Origin of the sequence: Pedobacter psychroterrae, assembly GCF_004331695.1 — a bacterium.
GTDB classification, from domain to species: domain Bacteria; phylum Bacteroidota; class Bacteroidia; order Sphingobacteriales; family Sphingobacteriaceae; genus Pedobacter; species Pedobacter psychroterrae.
Map to the genome: position 1 here is coordinate 178880 of NZ_SJSL01000007.1, position 22291 is coordinate 201170.

At 44.2% G+C, this 22291-nt stretch carries 13 protein-coding genes; 2 read left to right on the top strand and 11 right to left on the bottom strand.

Going from position 1 to position 22291, the window contains the following annotated elements; all coding sequences use genetic code 11:
* From EZ437_RS18980 to EZ437_RS19020, 9 genes are all read right to left on the bottom strand, one after another.
* Positions 1-1362 (bottom strand): MutS-related protein, encoded by a 1362-nt coding sequence (locus EZ437_RS18980; protein WP_131597646.1) that lies wholly within the window; start codon positions 1360-1362, stop codon positions 1-3.
* A gap of 1 nt (position 1363) precedes the next feature.
* A complete protein-coding gene (locus tag EZ437_RS18985) occupies positions 1364-2698 on the bottom strand; it encodes a MutS-related protein (RefSeq protein WP_131597647.1) in 1335 nt (444 codons plus the stop codon).
* Between the two features lie 14 nt (positions 2699-2712).
* Positions 2713-5106, bottom strand: coding sequence for a Gldg family protein (locus EZ437_RS18990; RefSeq protein WP_225869625.1), 2394 nt, complete (start codon positions 5104-5106; stop codon positions 2713-2715).
* A gap of 39 nt (positions 5107-5145) precedes the next feature.
* Complete coding sequence (locus tag EZ437_RS18995; protein ID WP_131597649.1) at positions 5146-6063, bottom strand: ABC transporter ATP-binding protein; 918 nt, start codon at positions 6061-6063, stop codon at positions 5146-5148.
* Between the two features lie 75 nt (positions 6064-6138).
* On the bottom strand, positions 6139-7536 hold the full coding sequence (locus EZ437_RS19000) for a RagB/SusD family nutrient uptake outer membrane protein (protein ID WP_165500475.1): 1398 nt from the start codon (positions 7534-7536) through the stop codon (positions 6139-6141).
* A gap of 10 nt (positions 7537-7546) precedes the next feature.
* Positions 7547-10897 carry a SusC/RagA family TonB-linked outer membrane protein gene (locus EZ437_RS19005; RefSeq protein WP_205942758.1) on the bottom strand — a complete coding sequence of 1117 codons (3351 nt, stop codon included), beginning with the start codon at positions 10895-10897 and terminating at the stop codon, positions 7547-7549.
* 317 nt (positions 10898-11214) lie between these two features.
* Positions 11215-12375 carry a FecR family protein gene (locus EZ437_RS19010; RefSeq protein ID WP_131597652.1) on the bottom strand — a complete coding sequence of 387 codons (1161 nt, stop codon included), beginning with the start codon at positions 12373-12375 and terminating at the stop codon, positions 11215-11217.
* A 309-nt stretch (positions 12376-12684) separates the two neighbouring features.
* Positions 12685-13311: an RNA polymerase sigma factor gene (locus EZ437_RS19015; protein ID WP_131597653.1), complete on the bottom strand. Its 627-nt coding sequence runs from the start codon at positions 13309-13311 to the stop codon at positions 12685-12687.
* A gap of 683 nt (positions 13312-13994) precedes the next feature.
* Positions 13995-15734 carry a hypothetical protein gene (locus EZ437_RS19020; RefSeq protein WP_131597654.1) on the bottom strand — a complete coding sequence of 580 codons (1740 nt, stop codon included), beginning with the start codon at positions 15732-15734 and terminating at the stop codon, positions 13995-13997.
* 127 nt (positions 15735-15861) lie between these two features.
* Here EZ437_RS19020 and rnhA point away from each other — a divergent pair, with 127 nt between their 5' ends.
* Positions 15862-16335, top strand: coding sequence for a ribonuclease HI (gene rnhA / locus EZ437_RS19025; RefSeq protein WP_131597655.1), 474 nt, complete (start codon positions 15862-15864; stop codon positions 16333-16335).
* A 112-nt stretch (positions 16336-16447) separates the two neighbouring features.
* Complete coding sequence (locus tag EZ437_RS19030) at positions 16448-18850, top strand: GH92 family glycosyl hydrolase (protein WP_131597656.1); 2403 nt, start codon at positions 16448-16450, stop codon at positions 18848-18850.
* Between the two features lie 13 nt (positions 18851-18863).
* Here the strand turns inward: EZ437_RS19030 and EZ437_RS19035 are convergent, their stop codons facing one another.
* Both EZ437_RS19035 and EZ437_RS19040 read right to left on the bottom strand, forming a co-directional pair.
* The gene (locus EZ437_RS19035; RefSeq protein WP_131597657.1) at positions 18864-20237 is read right to left on the bottom strand and encodes a sugar porter family MFS transporter; all 1374 of its coding nucleotides are present in this window, start codon (positions 20235-20237) and stop codon (positions 18864-18866) included.
* Positions 20238-20272: 35 nt separating this feature from the next.
* A complete protein-coding gene (locus EZ437_RS19040; RefSeq protein ID WP_205942759.1) occupies positions 20273-22132 on the bottom strand; it encodes a class I mannose-6-phosphate isomerase in 1860 nt (619 codons plus the stop codon).
* Positions 22133-22291: the final 159 nt, after the last annotated feature.

A 22291-nucleotide genomic window follows, 5' to 3' on the forward strand; every position in this document is an offset into this window, starting at 1 on the left:
TTATTGTCTGTTTTTTATACTGTTGGTGGAATCCTCTGCAAGTAGTTCGAGTATGCCCTCATTCTGAATAATAAGCATCCCCTGCCGGTCTGAAGTAATGCCAGGTTCGAGCTTGTAGGTATATTTTGGTGTATTGCCGGATATTAGGGTTGGCAGATAGACCGCCCGCAACTTTTCATTTTCGATAAGTTTTTCACCTACCTCGATAATATGCGTAGAGATGATAAAGAAACTTTTCTTGTACTCAGAAAATGCTTTAGTCACTTCCAGCGTAGCGTCAAACGCATCCTTCACATTTGTGCCTTTAAACAATTCGTCAAACAGGACAACAAGTCGCAGGCCGTTGCTAACTTGTTCGGCCACGGTTTTGACCCGCAATACTTCAGCATAAAAATGGCTATAGCCGCTGTTTAGGTTATCCGAAACATTGATAGATGAATACAAACCTTGCATTACCGAAAACCGTAGCTTGCCTGCCGGCACAGGAAATCCCATATGAGCAAGGTACACAACGATTCCGAATGCCTTCATTAAGGTTGACTTTCCGGCCATATTGGCGCCGGTAAGGAAAAGCATATTTTTATTCCGATCGAAGTCCAGCACATTCGCGACCCCTTTTATCAGCGACGGGTGCCATAAGCCTGACGTCTCAAAGCAATTTTCGGATGCGGCAAGTGCCTCCGCATAGCTGAAGTTGCGCTGGGCCGCTACAGTTGCCACTGAAGTATAGACATCGAGCCTGTACACGCTTTCCAAAACTACTTTCATTTCTTCTGCCAGTCCTTGCCTCAGCAGATAATCGTACCGGCAGACTTCCATAAAAGAGCATTGCTGAATAGCTTGCTTAGACATTAACCACTGAAGTCGTTCATCATCGAAAATTCTGGAAAGAATTGCCCGTTCATTTTCAAAATGAAGCTTGCCGATTCCATCTCCAGCCCGTTCCATTTTTCCGATGAAACTGACGCAATCTCTTAAAAATTGAATGGCGGCCATCAATCCCTCATATGTCTGGTTGAACTGATAATCATGAAAAAAAGATCCTTTCAGTTTTTTCAAAGCAATATCTGCCACTGTAAATGGGAAACTAGCTGGTCCCGCGCTTTCCAGATAGTTTTCCGCCTTGCTGAACAAAACAGGATCAAAAGGGAAATCGACGTCAAGCTGGTGAATAAAGCTGAACAGCGAACTCCTTTTATTGATCTCTTCAGGGGCCTGAAGTGGGCTTTGAAACCATTGCTCCAGCAGCCGCTCGCCGCCTCTTGTTTTTGTTTTGTTAAAAATGCTGTAGACGGAACCATGTCTATGCTTCCCAAGCATATTCAGGTCCTCCAGTGTTTGCCGGTCTGCTATAAAACTCACCTTATTGTTGATTATTGTGACTAATTCCTGCCTTCAGTATTGCTAAAATACCCTCGTTATTAATGATGACCATGCCATGCCTGTCCTCCGTGATCCCCGCCTCTAACTTGTATTTATAAACAGGCTTATTCCCCACCATGCGTGTCGGCAGGAAAATAAAGCTGATGTTGGTACAACGCTTTTTTAGCTCTTCACCCGCCTCAATAATGTGCGTTGACAACACAAATATGCTGTGTGGCTTTTTCGCAAAGGCTTGCGTGACTGCAACAGTTGCCTCGGCAGCATCCTTAACATTTGTACCCCTGAACAGCTCGTCAAACAACACAAACAAGTGCTTATGCCTTAGTTCCGACGCAATCTTTTTTACCCGCAGCACCTCGGAATAGAAATGACTTGCACCCATCCCCAGATTGTCAGGCAGATTAATGGTCGTATACATTCCATCAAGTACAGAAAACCGCATGCTCGCGGCCGGAACGGGAAAACCCATATGCGCCAGATACATCGCTATGCTCAGCGATTTCATGAAAGTAGATTTTCCCGCCATGTTAGCACCGGTAAGAAAAATTACATTTCCTTCAGCCGTGATCCGGATATCGTTGGACACAGCATGGTCTACCTGAGGGTGATAAACGCCGATAATATCAGCGATGCGCTGGTCTTTAGGTAACGCAGTCGGAAACACAAATCCGCGCTCTTTCGCCACTTTTCCAATCGCAATGTAAGCGTCTAGTTGATGGACATGATGTAGTAATTTACGGATCAATTCTCTGTGCCGGAAACGAAGCAGTACATCAAACTGCGCCATAACAGAAGGCGATAGCTTGCCTTTCGCAGCGACAATTGCTGACAGATCAGACTCACCGACCAGCGAGTAGAGCTCCGCCTTATCACTCTCATAGGGATGACCTGCTGAAAGTTTAAAAGAGTCTAAAAACGCCCTGGCATCTTTCAGTAGCGCTACAATTGAGTGAACACCTTTGTAGACCTGGGCTGTGTGCACATCTACAGCGATCAGGTTATTGAGCTTTTTACCGATGGAGTCCGGTTCCACGTTTAGCTTTGTGCGCTCATCTGTATTGTCGAGATAAAGCTCAATAGAATCAAAGAGCCCACTTTGAAACGGGAATTCAATGCCAGACGCCGCAAAATATTGGATGGTGTTACTGCGCTTGTTGATTGCATCTGCATTTGCTAAAGGATACCGGAACATCTGCTCCAGTACCGCAGCACCACCTCGCGTAGTGCTGCGGTCGAAGATATGATAGATTGACTCAGCACCATGTTTGCCAAAAATATTTAAATCGTCTAAGGTCTGTTTGTCAGTTGAAAACATATGCTGTGAATTGATTATTTTCTTTTACGGCGGATTAGAAATATGGTACTGGCCAGCGCTAGCAAAGCGGGAAGGATCCATACATAGAGCAGCCGGAGGAATTTGGCTTCAGCCAAGTCTACAGTTACTCGTTTGTCCTTCGTCATAGGACGTGAGGTATCCACAGGAAACTCGCCGTTGCTAAGCCATTTGAATAGCGCAGTATTGAAGTCAAAGTTGGCCGACCGCATATTGAGACGGCCCAGTTCAGCATTGCTCATAAAGTCTGCATCGCCGGTTACAATGATGCGCTGCTCTTTGTTATTGATCTTCCGGCTCAGCGATAATGCAGTGACAAAAGAACCCTGTTCATCGCCCTCCTCTGGTAGGAACTTTAATGTTCCTATTTCCGCTTTCTTATCGGTACCCTGTTCATCCTCCTCGATAGCCTTCGCTTTCGAGCGTGTATAGCCGTTAGCATCCGAATTGATGATCAACTCCAGGTCCAGTTTTCCTTTCTTGTTCCAGGATAAATCAGCATTGGTAACAAGCAGTGGCTGCATTGTAAAACCTGCTGTGGGTGTACATTTTAATCTTGCAACGCCAGGCATCGCTATTTTCATGCTGTCAGCCCGGTTCTTCTCCAGCGAGCGGCTCAAGTTTAAAGTAAAGCGGGTAAGATCGGGCGTGACTAAATTTGGTGCATAATCGCGGCTTTTTTGTACAATTTGACCTTCCATTAACTCTACACCCAACTGCATCAGCAATGGTGTCACTTGAGTTTGTCTTTCCGGCTCGCAAGCTAACAAAAGGTTACCGCCTTCGTCTATGTACTTATGCAATCTGCCAAGAGCCTCTTCGCTCATGGAAATTTTGGGGTCTGCCACTACCAGCGTGGAAATATCCGCAGGTATAGTTTGACTGTCAAGCGTCACCGTATCCACATCGAAGCCCTGGTTGATGAATGACTGCCTGAATGTTTTCAGCGAAGTCAGATTCTTGTAGTCCCGGTCTCCGGAACGGTTTACGCTCCGCTCCAGGTTTCCCGTAAGGAAACCGATTTTCGGTAGTTTTGCCTGTAAAAGTCGTTTGAAAGCAGCTGAGACTTCTGTCTCGGATGGCCACATCATCTGATCATCAAACACCCGCAGCCAGGTTGTCCTGCCTTTCCACTTCAGTTGCATCACATACCTATTCATTTCTGGACTAAGGTCCACTTGCTTACGGATCTCTGCAGGCTTAACGAACATGTCTGCATCAAGGTTCCTGCTTTTTATGAATTGATCGGCCACCTGCTCCAATGTCTTACCCGGATAGCTTCGCATCATTCCCGGGTCATCCAATGGATCGTCATAGTAATACACAGTGTTGAGGACTATATTTGGCTTAAAACGCATGTATGGTTCCCATCTTGACAGGTTATCATTATAGGCCTTGGGGGTCCCCAAAAACCAAAACCGGCTAAGTAAGTTGTTATACACGGTGATCTCAAGGGGTTCCTCTCCCAACTGAGCCAATATCTTTTGCGCATTAGGCGTTAAGGTTCTCGCTTTGGTAGAGGTAACATCCAAATAGCCGATATAGCCCGGCCGGGAACTGAAATATCCGATCAGCAAGGCGGTGAACAACACGACAGCGTACCGCATAGCTTTTACCGTCCATGGCTTCGATTCCATGCCGGCTTTCAATCTTAGTATACTGAATCCTAAAAATATGTATACCACTACAAAAAAGTATATCACATCATTGGTAGTGATGAGACCTGAAAGCATCTTACCGGCCCGTCCGTTAATGGAAAGAAAATAGGTGAGGTCCCGCACAAAGGGGATGTCCTGCCAGAGATTTCCTACGTAAGATAAGGCACCGATCATCACGAAGGTGCTTATCGCAGCGACTACCTGATAGGTAGTAAGCGTAGACATAAACAAGCCAATAGCCGAGTATGCGAGGAGCACCAGATAAAAGCCCAGGAAGGCAGAAAAAAGCATAGAAATTTCTGCATGCTGGATGTGGATCATGCCGGAAAAAACAAACACACTCACTATTGCCAGCATAACAAGGCTATATGCCATCATGGCCACATATTTTCCAAGTACAATATACCATACTTTTATCGGTGAGGAATACAATAGTTTTATGGTACCACTGCTCATTTCACGGCTTATCAGGCTCATGGTAAGTAAGGGAATGTACAGGTAAAGATTCTGCATCACACTGCCGAACAAACCACTACTACCCAGAAAAAACCTTTCTGTCAGATTATAGAGGTACATTAGGTTATATCCTCCTAATTCTTGGACCCGGGCATTTCCCTCCAGGATATTCGAGTACAAATACCCGCACTGGATGAAGAACACGATCATCAAAAACCAGGCGATCGGAGAGAAGAATAGCATCATGAGCTCGGTCTTCGCAATCTTATATATCATTTTCATTTGTAAGAAATTGTTGTTTTAGTAGTTGAAAGTTTAGCTTGATAACTGTTTGAAGATTTCGTCGAGGGAACTTTTATCCAGGGTAATCTCCCGCATCCGCCAGCCTTTCTCTACTCCTGCAGTAATCATCCGCTCAGCTATTTCCTGGTCGCCAGAAAAATATATCCGCAATTGCCTGTCAGTGAGATATTCGACTCTGGTCACGCCCTGCACCTGCAACAAATCCGCTTCCGCCGGTGGGTTTTCCATCTTCACCAACATACTGTGCGGTTCTACGTAGTTATTAAAGGCATCCATGGTGTCCGCAAAAACGATCTTCCCACTTTCTATCATTACTATATCACGGCAGAGGATCTGCACTTCAGATAAAATATGAGACGAGAAAATCACCACCCTTTCACGTGCGATCTCCTTTATTAGACTTCTCACCTCAATAATCTGGTTAGGGTCAAGACCATTAGTAGGTTCATCCAGCACTACTACTTTGGGTTTGTGAACAATGGCCTGGGCAATGCCTACTCTTTGTCTGTAACCACCCGAAAGGTTTCTGATTAGCCGCTTGGAGTAGTGGTCGATACCGCAGCGTTCCTTTGCTTCCTTTATAAATGCCTTCATATTGAACGAGGGTATCCAACGGAGTGTGGCACAATAGTCAAGATATTCATCAACTGTAAGGTCCATATAAAGCGGTGGATTCTGCGGCAGGAAGCCGATATCCCGCTTTGCCTCCTCAGGTGACTCGCGCATGCTGATTCCATTTATAAAAACATCTCCTTCTGTTTGGTTTAGCGCCCCGCAGAGGATGTTCATGGTGGTACTTTTGCCGGCTCCGTTGGAGCCCAGCAGCCCAACGATGCCTGCCTGGTTCACCTCCATATTAATGTCGCGGATCGCCCAGGAACTGGAGTATTTGTGTGATAAATTTTTTAGTTGTACGATAGGTGCAGCCATTCTTATAATTTGATTAGATAAAGGAGTTCCCTGCCGCCATGTAAACATGCCAGCTGAGAACATCCTGAAGTATTTTTAGTATCCCGGGTTTTGGGTCATATTGATATTGGTATTGATCTCATTTAACGGGATAGGGAACAGCGCGTCGGTCGCCGTGAATCCCGTTTTCCTTGCACCTAATACCGAAGTAATCTTGCCAATCCGCTTTAGGTCGTACCAGCGATTGCCCTGCTCGGCAAAAAGCTCGGTAAAGCGCTCTTTTTCGATTGCCGCCAGCACCTCTTCCTGCGAAACAGCAGTCGTATTTAGAAGCCCTGCGCGGTTACGTACTTTATTGAGACTTAAACGCGCGGCATCCAGCTGATTTAGTTTTGCCAGTGCTTCTGCATTAATCAGGTATTGCTCGCTTAGCCTGAAAAACATATAGCCTTCTAATGGAGTAGCATAAACGTCTGTTTTTTTATACTTACCCGGATAGTAATAAGGAGTAGTCGTTGTTCCGGAAACTACATTATTAAGACTCAGCCAGGCTTGCTTACGTAGATCGTTAGCCTCGAAAGCATCCGTCAGGTAACTGGACAAATAATAGTTAGGCGCAATGGTATTGCTCCATGGAACTAGGCTCATCGCATCTACAATCCCCGCAAAGGTACTCAGACTGGGCATCTGCCAGAGGGCTTCTTTGCTGCCGTCCAAGAACGTTTTGGAGGGCTCAACTAGTTCATATGTGCCCGACTGGATAATCTGTCCGGATAGATCCGCTGCCTGCTGCCATGCACCTCTGTAGAGGTATACTTTGGCCAGCAGCGCCCTCACAACATGGAGGTTTGGCCGCATCCTGCCTGGCGAGGGGTATTGGACTTTTAGCATGCCAGCAGCCGATGTGAGATCTTTTAGAATGAACCCGTAAACAGAATCTGCAGGCATCCGCTTTTCAAGGGCATTTACCTTAAAATCTGTCCCGGTGATGATCGGTACATCCCCAAATTGGTTTACCAGATGGAAATAATAAAGGGAGCGTGCAGTCAGTACTTCCCCTGTCACCTGCTGTCGGAAAGAAGCGCTAACACTGTTGCTTGCTGCAAGGCCTTCTATAAAAGCATTACACTGATAAATACCTGCGTAGGCACTTCTCCATATCTGACTTACTGTACCGCTTGTCACTTGAATAGCGTTTGTGTTAAACTCGTCCGGGTTGAGTGCTACCAGCTCATCACTTGCAAGAGAGGTGTAAATACTTGTATATCCAGTATTTATACTTCCTCCGAAGCCACCAGTGCCGAACGTGGCATAGATGCCGGTCAATGCCCCAAGCACGTTCAAACTATCTGAAAACACCCTTGGCGTGGAGACCTTATCGTTTGGGTTTGCTGGGATCTCAATAAGTTTCTTGCAGGAGCTAAACGTGATGGCCAACGGCAGAATTAATACCTGCGCCAGCGTGATATATCTTTGATGAATTGTAAATTTCATGATGCGAACTTTAAAAGTTAATAGATAAACCACCAGTAATGGTGCGTTGAATTGGAAAATTATAGATTGAACCAGCCGATTCAGGATCTCCCAGCTTATAATTGGTAAAAGTAAGCAGGTTCTGTGCATTCACATTCAGACGGCATTCCCTTATTCCCAGCACCTTGATAAATTGTGAAGGGAGTGACCAGGAAACTGCCAGTGTTTTCAGTCTCACATAATAGGTGTTGCTGTATGCAGCGTCGGAAGTCGCGAATGCTGTACCCACATTGGATACACTACCAAAACTGGTTGCCAACCGTTGCATCTCCGTTTTGTCTCCAGGGTTCTTCCACCACTTGTCATACATAATAGCAGGCAGATTTTCCATTCTTCCCGGTACGCCAAAAGAATAGAGTCCTCCCAAGTAGTTTTTCGTCATCTGCTCCGCAAACTGCATGAAGATCGACAAGCTAAATCCTTTGTACGTCAGCGTATTGTCCATACCTCCAGTATATTTAGGATCAAGATCAAACAATGGCTGTGCGTCACCGCCAGCAGATATGTGATTGCTGTTTACGCTGGACGTTGCCGTACCATCCTTTTTATAAAACTCATACAGTCCAGTCGTTTCGTTCAGGCCCTTAAAGCGGTAACCCTGGAAAATAGTGGTACTCTTACCAATCTCATATACAGTGGTGTAAGGCGACGTATCCAATTTAGGGAATGCGATTAACTTGTTGTTACCAAAGGAGATGTTGAAGCTGGTAGTCCATCTGAGGTTTCCGCTGCTTAAATTGGTAGAACGAACACTCAATTCCACACCGCTATTCTCCACGACGGCAGGAAAGTTTCCTGTCACACTTGTGAATCCGGTAATGGCTGGTAGCGTATATGGCACCAGCTGGTCGCTCATCCGGCTTCTGTACCATGTTGCGTTGGTCACAATTTTATCGTCCAGGAATCCCAGTTCCAATGTGGTATTCAAGCTCTTCTTCAAGCTCCAGCTGTATCCTGAGTTGAACAAATTGGAGGGAGTATACGCTCTTACACCCTGGAATGACGAATACTGACCGTCGATGGCGTAAAATGGCTGGTAAAGATAAGGAGCAACTCCATCAGAGCCAGTAGTTCCATAGTTCGCTGATAGCTTACCAAAGCTCAGGAAAGGAAGTGTTTCCATCACACCCTTTTCTTCAGAAAAGATCCATCCCAAACCTGCTGAGGCAAAATTACCAAACTGCTTTCCGGGACCAAAGTTGCTTGACCCATCCCTTCTACCAGAGAAGGTAGCGATGTATTTGCGGTCGTAGATGTAGTTGATCCGGCCAAATCCTGCAACATATTTATAGATACTATTACTGGCAAATGCTCTGATTGTTGCGGGGTCAGCTCCGTTGATGGATCCCAGCAAGTCGTCATTAGCATAACGTGAGCCACTGAGTAAGTCAGAATTGCTCAGTGACTTTTTGTAAGTCCCTCCCAGAAGCAGTGAAAGTTCGCCCCTTCCGATTACCAGCTTATAGTCAGCCTGCGGCTCAATGTTTATAGTCTGAAAAACAGTATTATCAAATGTCGCACTTGCAACTGATTGAAGGCCACCTGGCTCCTGCACAGAAAGAGGTCTTGCGCCGTAGCGGGAACCGTTTGTACGGCTATAGCCTACAAGGGTGCCTAAGGTAAGATCTGGTAATACCTGGAACGATACTTTCAGATAATCGTTGAGGTTGTGAGACTGTATATTTGCCGGCTGGCGCAAAAAGCTATATTGTTGGAAGCTACTTAGCCCGTAACTCTTATATCTCCATGTTAATCCTCCATTCTCATCCATCAGCGCTGGAAAGTTTGGCGCCATGGTCATTGCATTCAATACGTTTGGTCTGGAGCTTGCGGTATTTTTAGTGTACGAATAATCGGCACCAAACTGTGCGGTGAGCTTATTGTTCGGGCTCTTGTAAGTATAGTTGCTATGCAGTGAAATGCGGTCATCAGCAAAGTCGCCCGGGAAGTTGTAGGAGTTAGTAGTGTATCCGCCCGACAGATAAAACGAGGAATTTTGTTGTCCGCCGCTCAATGAGGCATGCACATTGGTAAAGCCAGATGAGTTATTAAAGAACTCATCATACCAATCTGTATAACGGCCAACTGTATCGAACACTAAAAGATCTGGATAGCTGTTTACGTTAGTAGCAGGAGTGATTATTACGTTGCTGGACAGTAGCGACTGTCGCCGCATTTCAAGATACTGTTGTGAATTCATCATCTCGAGCGGTCGCGCTACCGCATTCACGCCGGTATTGCTGGTTATGCTTAGACCGGGTTTCCCTTGCTTTCCTTTTTTGGTGGTGATAAGGATCACACCGTTTGCACCCTGGGAACCATAGATGGAGGTAGCATCGGCATCTCTAAGCACCGAGATGCTCTCAATGTCTGCAGGATTGATATTGCCAATGGCACTAATTCCATTTCCGGGGATAACGTTCTCCTGGTTGGAGCTGAGGCCAAGCGTAAGGAGATTTCCAAGACTGCCGTTCTGAGGGGCAAAGGGTACGCCATCTATGATGAACAAAGGCTCGTCTAGTGGCTTCATTGCAAACCTAGAAGGCGTGCGTGCCAGGCTATTCTGTCCCCTGATCTGGGCCTTCACCACTGACCCTGGTGCACCGTTTGTAGGCGTAATCACCAACCCTGCCACCTGTCCCTGTAAGGCAAGCAGTAGGTTTGTTACTGGTTGCCGTTCTATAATCGCTGCGTCAATTGTCGTGACAGATCCGACGCTGAATCTCCGGGTGTTGGTACCATACCCAATCACCTGGAGCTGATCGAGTTCAGAGGTAGCCTGTAGCAGCATGAATCTAAGTTCAGGTGTTCCCGCTGCAATGTCTAGCGTCCGCTCCATTCTTTGATATCCAATATAAGTGATGATCGCCTTATAAGTTCCTGTAGGAATAGCAGAAAATTTAAACTTTCCGGAGTTGTCGGTAAGTACATGGTAAGTTTTTGTCCCTTTCAAGGTTACAGATGCTCCTGGAAGGGCCAGACCCAGACTATCTGTTACGATACCTGTTACATCAACATTAACAGCCTGAAACCGGGCGATGATATTATCTATCATTGAAGGCTGCTCCTTCTTTTTGATGGTGACAATCTTATTCGTTATTTCATAGATCAGATCAAGTCCGTTCAGGGTACTCGCCAATGCCTCTTCCAGACTGGCATCGTTTAACACCACAGTTACCTTTTGATTGTTCATTATTGCTTTGGTATCTGAGAGGATATCATAGCCACTTTGCTTTCTGATCTCCCTGAGTACCTCTCTTAGCGGAGCATTCCGCTGATTCAAATTGATTAGCTGGCCAAACGACGATGCGCTGACTTGCATAAGTGATGCTATTATGATTACGGTGGCTAATCGCATAATAAGCAGGAGTTTATGGTACAATTTCAAGGCTGTACCAGTTTTTTTGGTATAAATTAAATACATTTACGTTTAGTTTGGTTCTATACAGTCAGCTTTGGGCCTGAGAAACTTTCGGCTTTCTGTGGGTTAAACATTTGATTTTATTGAATGTCCAAATTCAAACCAGGGGTGCTTCACTTCTGGTTTGCTTATTTATAAGTTAATTTTTCCTGCTTCTCCTTTCATTTTTTTGATTTTATTTTGAGTACCTCATATGATTTTGCCATAGGTAGACATGGTTATTTTACTACATATATTTTCCTGCCTTCTACGCGGAAATGAACTCTTCCCAACGATTGGATGGATTGCAGAACTACGGACAGTTTCTTGTTTCTTGATATCCATCCGACGGTCTGGAAGTCTGTATTAACATCTTCATCATAAACCACTTCTACGTCATACCAGCGCGAAATTTCTCGCATCGCCTGCCTGAAGTTTAATTCGTTTAAGTTGAAGTCTCCTTTTTTCCAGTCTGTGATCTGATCGATGTCCGCCTTCTTTACAACAATATCTGCGGCAGTCGTGACTGCCTGTTCACCAGGCTTTATTAACCGATAGCTCTCTCCTGAGCGAACCTTTACGGAACCCTCGATAAGTGTAGTAGCCACGACTGCCTCATCGCGGTAGCTGCTCACGTTAAATTGTGTTCCTAGAACTTCGATGTCTTGTTTACTTGTTTGCACAATGAAGGGGTGCACCTTGTCTTTCGCCACCTGAAAGTATGCTTCCCCATGGAGCGCCACCATGCGCTTGCCGCTTTTCATAAGACCTGCAGAATAGGTTAAGCTTGACCCTGAATTGAGCCATACCGTCGACCCGTCAGGCAATTTCAATTGGTAGGTCTCACGATTGGCAGTCGACAAGGTATTAATAGCAGAACTGCTGTCTGCAGACTTAATTTCGTAGATTAACTCGCCATTTGGAGCTTTAGAGATGACCACACCAGCTTCATTGGCAATTTCGCCTTCCGCAGCAGCTGTCAGTCTGACTTTTTTACCGCTGGCTAAAGTTAGTGTTGCGCCTACACGTCCGGGGGCTATGTCGTGTCTACTCAGCATCTCGAGACTACTTTTGTGTTTTTGGTAATTAATGAAATAAACACCGATAACTATAAAAGCAACGGCAGCAGCAGCGGCCACGACCTTTGGCCACAATCTTACCGGCTTGGAAAACTTTTCTGAGTGGTTAAGAATCTGCTCGTAGGCTATATCAAACCTTTCCGGATCAAGCATCGTCAAGTCCTGATCGGTAAAATCAGACCATCTACCGTCGAGTTCCACTCCAAGAATGTCGTAGGATTCAGGATTTTTCAGTTCCGCCTGCAGTTCCCGCCATTCGCTGGTAGTAATGCTTTGGTCTTTGAATTTCCTGTAAAGCAGAATTAGTCTTTCTATGTTCATCCGTAATTAAGGTTTTGATAACGATGATTTAATATCCCCCCTTAACTAAGAGACAGCTGAGAATGTGCAGCTAGGTAACGGTTGTTAAAATAAATTGAAAAGCTCTGTTTTATATTATACTGTTGTATCGTGATACCAAGCGGGAAGGAGCATCAGTTCTATTGCGGAATTAAGGGATGATTTTTGCCGAAACCCCCATTGATGAGCGCTACCTGGTGATGATTTCAAAAACGACCCCATCTATGCACTATTACCGTTGGCCTATTGCTAAGACGAGGGGTCTCTGTAATTAACGTTTCTTGAGAAAAACTAAAAATGAAAATACTGCGCCCAAAAAGGGGAAACTTTATAAATGATGAGCAAAACAGCTAAATCCGTATGAGCAGACACATAGGCGCGAAGAAAGCGCACAGCGAGTTTCATGTGAGTCTGGACCGTTGATGGCGCTAAATCGAGCTTCAATGCAATCTCACCATATTTCAAACCTTGCTCCTGATAAAGCTGGTAAACCAGTTTCTGCTGAGCCGGCAAAGCAGCAATCCCGCTTTCCAAAACCTTACGTATGTCATTGAGCATGATCTCCTCCTCTGTTCCATTATCAATATCCAGAAATGACTCCGCACGTTCGGCATTTGTCTTAAACTCCAACTTGATTCTAGAAAGCACATTCAGTGAACGATTCCTCGTCAATTTTAGCAGGTAGGCATCCAAATTATTGATGTTTTCCAGCTCCGGACCCAAAAGCCACAATTTGAGCATGGTTTCCTGCATCACCTCCTCCGCATGCTCTTCAGAATTTAAAATGCTTTGTGAGAATAAAAATACGCGCCTTGCATACCTATCATAAATAATTTTAAATGCACGTTGATCACAGGCTGCTATTTTTGAAAGCAAATCCCTTTCCTCGGCAATTGTCTTTTCATCTTTCAGGTGCATGGAAAATCAGTTAGTTAAGATTTCAAAAGCAGGTCATGGATACTAAATGTACAAAATCAATGGCAATATCAATAAATTTATAGAGAAAAAGCAAGGTCGTGTTACAAAAAACTTTCTACATGATAATCAGGCACCCACACGAATCCCGATCTGCTTAAAATATTCCTGCATCGCACTGACTAGGGCAGTTTTGTTGTAAGGTTAAAGCTGATGACTACTTTTCCGAAATTAAGATAACGGCTTAGATAAGTTTTTCTCGTGCATAAATTAAGATCCCGCCGGTCTTGACTGGAAAGCAGGGTTAAAAATTAAAATTTTAAATATGATTTTAGACATTATGTTTCAAATAACCTGAGTTTAAATTATGGTGTAAATTCAATTTACAATTTTAATCCAGGAACAATCCGACAGTTTCGAGCGAGTTCGGCTGTCAATCCAGACTAGTTGGCCATAAAATATGATTTTGAAAATGCCGGACTCATAAATCAAGCGTCCGTTGGATAGCAGGGGTCTTTAGCGAACGCAGATAAATCTCGTCAATAGCTTTAATATTGAACTGTTTGACCTCTTGAAAAAGTAAAAATAATTTATTAATTGCTTTCTTCTAAAATTCTCGAAAAGCCCCTAACTGAGCCGGCGATGATTAAATCTATTGCCTCAAACTCATCCGCCGATTCTATAGCTTAATTACAGTCCATTGAAAGTACTCCGACAATATTGATCGTATTGGACGTTCCATTATAGGTGGTCACCACACTAAAATTCTCAGCAGCAGCAGGTATATCCATGCTGGCCTTTTTGATCGGGAATGTTCCGGTACTGTAAGCCTTACCCTGGTAAGTGGCGCTGATCTTATACTGATGGCCGACAATTAATTTCATTACCCCACCCGGCTGATCTATGGCACCGCTTTTTACATATACATAAATATATTTTTTATCTGTAATATCATTAATCGTCACCCAGGAATTCAAAGGCGCAACTATGTTCTTACCAATGCATTTTCCTGTAAACTCTGCGCTTATGTTGATGTATTCTGGGGGTCCGGTTGGTCCGGGCGGAACAGTAGGCACAACAGGATCCGGAACAGTTATATTTACATTGATACTGCTGGCCGTACGAGGGTCAAATACTGCACTTTCGCCAAGAGTTTTTCCCTTAGCATCAATTACGACAACTTTCGCATTACCAATATCAGGTACTGTGACAAGCCCAAAACCATATTTGCCGGTCACACTGGTATATGTTGTAGTTCCGTTTAAAATCTTTCCTTGTCTGAAAAACTCCTTTTCTGGTGTGTACCTGGGTAAATTAGTCAGATAAGTCCCTTTAGAGGTCTGCAACTGAACAGTATGTAAACCTGTCCAGCTGGCTTTATTAGGTAAAAAATTAATGGCCAGGTCGCGGTTGATGAATCCAAGAACTGCAGATTTACGCCAGGCAAGATTCCAGGTAGAAGTATATGGGATGCTGTAGTTCGCTACAAGTTTGCCGTTGGCGCTCGTTGCTACTATGGCTGTATATGTAGTCGGCTTGTACGAACCTGAGGCACCCTCCCAAAGCGGGATTACATCGCCTGCTTTAACGGGCGATTTGGTATCCGGATTTGTGATATTAATGGCCAGTTCCTGGCTAACCTGCAAGGGCTGCGAGAAATGCCTCACGGCTGTTTCCCCTGCCAGCATTGCGGTTCTCACCAGGCCAGCAGTGGTATAGCTCACGCCGCCCGGAATTGCGTTGCCATCTTTGTCAACTCCGTTGATGTCTGTAAGCCCTTTAGGAAAAGTTGCAGCCAGAGAGGTGGCTGAAAGGCCATATAAGGTCAGGGTAGATTTCAACAGATTGGCATCAATTATTTTTTTACTTGCATCCAGCATTTCTGTACCCAATGGAATGTTTACGGATACAGTCTGTGCCAGTTTTAAATTCACGGGTGTGGATAAAGTTAATTGCTCAGTGGTTACGCCGTGGCTTAGCAGTGTTTCTATCTCGAATGTCGAGGTGCCGTCTACCGGTTTTACATATTTACTTAGCGGTATCCTGTACATCAAGGCTGAATCTGTAGTGATGACAATTTTTTTATTTACTTGTGCATAACCTGTTATGTCAGCGTTAACAATAAATACGATGGGGTTTTGTTCAGTCGGTTTGGCATCTGACTTTAATGCCAGGCTCATCATGCCTTCTACTGCTTTAAATTTAGTACCTCCGGTACCCATCTGCACCAATGCAGAGTCTTTTCCTGAAATGCTGACCTCAAAATCACCCAGAGGAGCCCCACCGGAATTGTCAAAATGCACCAGCAAGGGTGATTTGAACAGGGTGCTTGTATTTATGTTAATGATTATATCCTGAGCTGGGTTTTTACATCCGGATACAGCTAAAACAAACAAGGAAAGTATGGGAAGGAAGAATCTATACATATTAATACAAACTTAGTAAAAGGGTTTTAAGTTTTAGTTATTTTAAAATCAACAACTTATGAATTCTTAAATAGTTCCGCTTATTAACTAGTTATACGGAAAAAAGAATATTTTAGTATGTTTAACCATGATTGAAATTTACACCGATGGGGCAGCAAGCGGAAATCCCGGACCCGGAGGATATGGAGTGATCTTGCGGTCAGGCGCTCATTATAAAGAATTGAGTGGTGGTTTTCGCATGACAACAAACAACAGAATGGAGCTTTTGGCTGTGATAACAGGCCTGAATGCAATTAAGGCCCCCGGTCAACAGGTAACCGTTTTTTCTGATTCTAAATATGTGATTGATTCGGTAGATAAGAAATGGGTGTTCGGATGGGTAAAAACAGGATTTAAAGGCAAAAAAAACAAAGATCTCTGGATGCGTTTTCTTAACGTCTATAAATTGCACATTGTGAAATTTGTTTGGATCAAAGGACACAACAATCATCCTGAAAATGAGCGCTGCGATGAACTTGCTGTAGCTGCGTCAAAAAACAGGTCGGCCCTTGCCATTGATGCGGAATTTGAAGCAGAACAAAATAAGGCGGGCTTTCTGTAAAGTCTCATCAGGATGTACTAAGCCTATAAATTTAGTAGTGGCATTAATTTTTTGATAAATTTCGTTATCATGTTTGTACATATTCAAACAAATTAGTTAAATTTATCTAATTATGTATAGACATACTATTAACTTAGCGGTCCTTGTACTGCTCTTGCCGGCTTGTAGCCTAAAGCGCGAAAATGTGCTTAAATATGTAGACCCCAATATCGGCACAGCACATAGCAGATGGTTTTTTTATACCCCGGCAGCCCTGCCGCATGGTATGGCAAAGCTTGCTCCCTCTACCAATGGTCACTATGGAAACCCTACGGGCTGGGAGGCGGTGGGCTATGATACCAGACACAACTCAATTGAAGGGTTTGTTCATTTTCATGAATGGCAGATCGGCGGGGTATCTGTAATGCCCGCTAACGGTCTGTTGAAATTAAGACCAGGAAAGTTGGAAGATGAAAAACGAGGTACTGAAAAAACGGGCTACAGGTCTATGTTCGACAGAAAAAACGAGATTGCAGAGCCAGGTTATTACAGCGTACTGCTGGATGACTACCACATTAAAGCCGAACTGACTGCTACCGAAAGGGTGGGCTTCCACAGGTATACTTTTCCTAAAAAAGAACAGTCGAGGATTATTCTTGATATCGGAAATAAGCAGGGTGAAAGTGCTGAAGTAACGGATGCTTCAGTAAAAATGACCGATGACACCCATTTTGAAGGGTTTGTGACCACCTACCCAAGCTATATCCGCAAGTACGACCCAAAAGGTCAGATCTCGATGTATTTCTATGGCGAGATTAGCAAAAAGCCCAAACATGTAGGTGCATTTAAAGCGAAAACTGTAACAGCTGAAAGTAATGTAAAAGGCGAGCTAACAATTAACCCAAACTCCAGTTCCGCTACAGGAAAGGGTGCCGGATTATACCTGGAATACAGCACTGCAGAGCAGGAAACCATCGAACTAAAAATAGGCCTTTCTTACACTTCTGTTGAAAACGCAAAGATCAATTTGGAAACGGAAAGCAAAGGACTTTCCTTTGATAAAGCCCGGCAGCAGGCGCAGGAGATCTGGCAAAGGGAGCTTAGCAAACTGTATGTCAGCGGACCTGACCATAAGCAAAAAGTTAAATTCTATACAGGCCTTTATCATGCATTACTGGGCCGCGGTATTGCCAGCGATGTGAACGGCTACTTCCCTAAATATGATAATGCCATTGGTCGGCTGCCTTTAAATAAAGAAGGCAAGCCTAACTATAATTTTTACAACACTGATGCCATATGGGGTGCATTCTGGAACCTTACGCAGCTATGGGCGCTGTCCTATCCGGATAGGTACAAAGATTACGTACAGACCCAACTTGAAGTATACAAAAACAGGGGTTGGTTTGGCGACGGCATCTCAAACGGGCAGTTCACCTCCGGGGTGGGGACAAACTTTGTGGGGCTGGCCGTTGCAGCTGCTTACAATTCCGGCATCCGTGATTATGACATTAACCTTGCCTACAAAGCCATCAGGGAAAATGAAGTGGAAGGCACTAACAGGCCTGAAGGATCTGGTAAGATAGACGTTGAAGCATTTATGAAGAATGGATACGTGCCTTTTCTGGAGCAGGACATTACTGATACTACCGGCTCCCGCTTTTCCGCTTCACATACACTGGAATACAGCTACAGTGCCTTTGCCGCTGCGCAAATGGCTAAATCGCTTGGCAAAATGGACGACTACCAGTTGTTCAGTAAAAAATCTGAGGGCTGGAAACTACTGTTCAATACAGAAAATAAACTGATACAGCCTAAAAATGCGGATGGTTCGTTTATTGATAAATTTGACCAGCTGCAGCCATGGAGAGGTTTTCAGGAAGGCAATGCAGTACAATATACATTTTATGTACCGCATGATCCTGCCGGTTTGATTGCGAAAATGGGTAAAGAAGAATTTAACAACAGGCTGGATGGCATCTTCCAGACGGCTCAAAAGAATGGTTTTGGCGGCGGTAAAACGATTGATGCTTTTGCTGGCATACGGTCCAATTATAACCATGGCAACCAGCCTAACCTGCACGTAAGCTGGCTGTTTAATTTTTCAGGCAAGCCCTGGCTGACACAGAAATGGACACGGGCGATCTGTGATGAATTTTACGGTACCGAAAGCATTCATGGCTATGGCTATGGTCAGGATGAAGATCAGGGCCAGCTGGGTTCCTGGTATGTGATGGCTTCCTTAGGATTATTTGACGTCAAAGGATTTACAGATCTGAGGCCGATTGTGGAATTTGGCAGCCCGGTGTTTGCCGAAGCCGAGATCAGGCTGGGCGATGGAAAAACACTGTTGATTAAGACAGTTAACGGTTCTGCTGATAACGTTTATGTGCAATCAGCTACCTTTAATGGCAAGGCACTGGAAAATTGCTGGATGTACCGCGATGAACTGATGAAAGGCGGGAGACTGGAATTTGTAATGGCTGGAACACCAAATGTAAAATGGGGGATTAAAGATCCTCCCCCATCTACGCAATAATTTAATATAACTTTTACTTCTTCTCGTTCCAGAAGGTTTCGATCTCTTCAAGAGATTTACCTTTGGTTTCGGGAAGTAATTTATAAACTGTTAGGAATGCAACCAGGCAGAAGAATGCGAAAACCCAAAAGGTCGCGGCAGTACCCGCTTCTCTTAGCAGTATGGGAGTTACCTGACCCATGACGGTATCCGCTACCCACATTACCATAATGCTCAGCCCTAAGGCCTTGCCCCTGATTCTTGTAGGAAAAATCTCTGAAGCGACTACAAATTTCAATGGCCCTATAGAAAAGGCAAAACAAGCCAGGAATACAGTGACACTGATGATCAGAAATATGCTGCTGGTAAGACCCAGGTAGAATAGCAGTCCGGTGATAAACAAACTGATGGTGGCGCCGACAGTACCAATCAGATAAAGTGGTCTGCGGCCCCATTGGTCAACTTTCCAGATTGCAATAAAAGTAAACACAAGGTTGGCCAGTCCAAATATGATCTGTCCTAAAAAAGAATTGCTCAGGTCTATCCCGGCATCATGTAAAATAGATGGGCCATAGTAAATGATGGCATTGATACCGCTCAGTTGGGAAAATAAAGGCAGCAAAATGCCCAGGAGCAATGCCTTACGCAATTTAGGGGTAAAGAGCTCTTTGTAAGATCCGTTTTCGTTATGTTCAGCTTCTGTACTGATGGCTTCTTCCCTGCCGTCATTGATCTTTTTAAGGATGTCCTGCCCTTCTTTCAAGCGACCCTTCTTGATCAGCCACCTCGGACTTTCGGGCACAAAAAACAAGCCTAAAACAAACAGCAGCGCTAAAACAGTTCCAATACTAAACATACCCCGCCATACTTCCGCAATATATACCAGATCAAAGATTCCCGCTCCTGCAGTACCTGCATACTGTTCTGAATAGCCCAACAGCAGTGAATTGGTAACGTATGCGAGTAAAATACCTACGGTGATGGCCAACTGATAAAAGGTAACCAACCTGCCCCTTATGGCTGCAGGCGAGATTTCTGAAAGATAAAGCGGCACCACAATAGAAGCAATACCCACACCGATGCCACCAACCAGCCTGGCGGCTATCAGGAGGTTTAGTTCTGCTACAAGAGAACATCCTATCGCAGAGATCAGGAATAAAAATGCGGATAGAAAAAGCAGCATTTTGCGGCCCAACCTATCACTTAGGTCGCCAGAAAACGAAACACCGATGATGCATCCTACCAATGCAGAAGACACAAACCAGCCCTCCTGCAAAGGCGTTAAGCTAAACTGCTTTTCTACAAAAGGCAATACACCGGATATGACCGCCATGTCAAACCCAAAAAGCAATCCGCCCAAAGACGCCACCATAGTAATCAAACCAAGGTAAATCTTGTAATTGTTCATATTTTTATATTTGGTTAATAGTTAATTCCGGTTTATTACAATTCAAAGCTGTCCTTTACAAAGGACTTTATAACCCTGGCACGACCATGGCCATGATTGATTAGGGTATACCTCTCTGTGGCAGCGGGTACGATAAAGGTCTCGGCATAGTTAAAATGCGTATCCTCCTCATTGATCCTCACTGAAATAGATGAACCCTCTACCAACATCAGCACATGGCATACATTATGGGTATCTATCTCTACCTCTGTATCAAACTCTACCCTTTGCACATCATAAAAATGATCCCTGTGAGTAGGCAGGTGGATCAGTTCCCAATCCATGCCACTTTCAATCACCCGCTCTTTCGAAATATGCTCCTCGCTCACCACTTTCCCTTTTCGCTCAAACCTCAGGTTGTTGAACGCATGATTGATATTGATAGGCCTTGGATTACCGTTGAGGTCCAGTGACAACCAGTCGTACATTTTAAACGTAAAAATATATGGGGTAGCACTGATTTCCAGCACCATATTATTGATCCCTGAGCTATGGACGGTGCCATTAGGTATCAGATACAGTGCGTGTTTGCGCGACTGGAAACTCTGCACAAACTTTTCTACTTCGATAGGCATGTTCTCTGCCTGACTTTCTTCCAGCGCCTGCTTAAAGCTTGCAGGATCAATATCTTCCTGAAAACCGAGGTAGACTTTGGCATCATCCCTGCAATCTAGTATGTAATAAGTCTCATCCTGGGTGATTTCTTCACCAAACTGTTCCTTGATGTATTTCCTGGATGGATGGCATTGTATGGAAAGATTGCCTCCGTCATAAGTATCCAAAAAGTCAAACCTGATCGGGAAATAGGTGCCGAACTGCGCTGCATGCTTACCCAAAACCGCTTGGTGACGGAACAGCATTAAAAAGTCGAACGATACCTCCAGCAAGTTACCTTCACTTTCAAAAAGCAAACCATTTTCCGGTGTAATCAGTTCGAATGACCAGGCATAATTAACCTCCTCGTTGTTTAACCGGCTAATGTGCTTTTTCATCCATTGCCCCCCCCAAGATCCCCTCTCAAACCATGGGCGCACACGAAAAACAGTCTCGCTAAGCTTTTTCAGTCCTTCAGCCAAATCCTCTTTAAACATCCAGGTTACCTCGTCAAAATGCTGTCCGTCGGCCACAATGACCATACGCTGAAGCAATTCTTCTTTATGTGCATTCAATACCACCCAGTCTACGAAGTAAAACCGTTTGTACATATTGAACGAACGCTCAGTACCGCTCTTTCCAAGGTTACTGATCGATTTTGCACGCATGCGGTATTGAATTTCGTTTTTTGGTATATCGAAATAAACAACCGGTGCATTCCAGCCGGCAAGTGATGCGCCTGTGCCGATAATGATGTTGATGTCTCTATTTGGGTTAATAACAGCAGTAGCCAGCCTATCCTGATCAAAAAAGTCATTTAATGACAAACTCGTCTTAAAGCCCCATACATCGTCAGTCCCCCCTAAAAAGGGTTTAACCATGGCCTCAATATCCGCTTCAGATTTTAAAAGATCTGAAGTTCGCTGCCACGCTACTGTGTATCCGGATTTTTCTATTTCGGCATGGATATGCTGTTGGATGTTGTCAAAAAAGACCCCTCCATATCCATCAATCACTACTGTTTGCTGCTCGATGATCCATTGGGCTAAAGAAATGTATCCACTAAATATCTTCGAATCGCCTAAAGAATGGAATGGTACGGTATTGTAATTTTTACCAGTAGATTCTTCTTCGGTGAGCACATTAACAGGCAACAAAGGTTGTGTACTATTTCGCCATATATGTCCATCAGTATTCCCGTTCATTTGTGTTTTACTATTTTCTTTATTCCCTAAAACTTCAGTCATGTGCTTATCAGTCATTCGACCATTAAAAAATTATATATATGTATAAACATACTAAAACAGTATAAAAAGTAATTTAAAGCAATAAAAATAAGATAAATACCTAATAATTTTAAACCCTGTTTAGCATGAAAGAACAAACATGTACAAACATAATGATTTAATCATCCATTACAA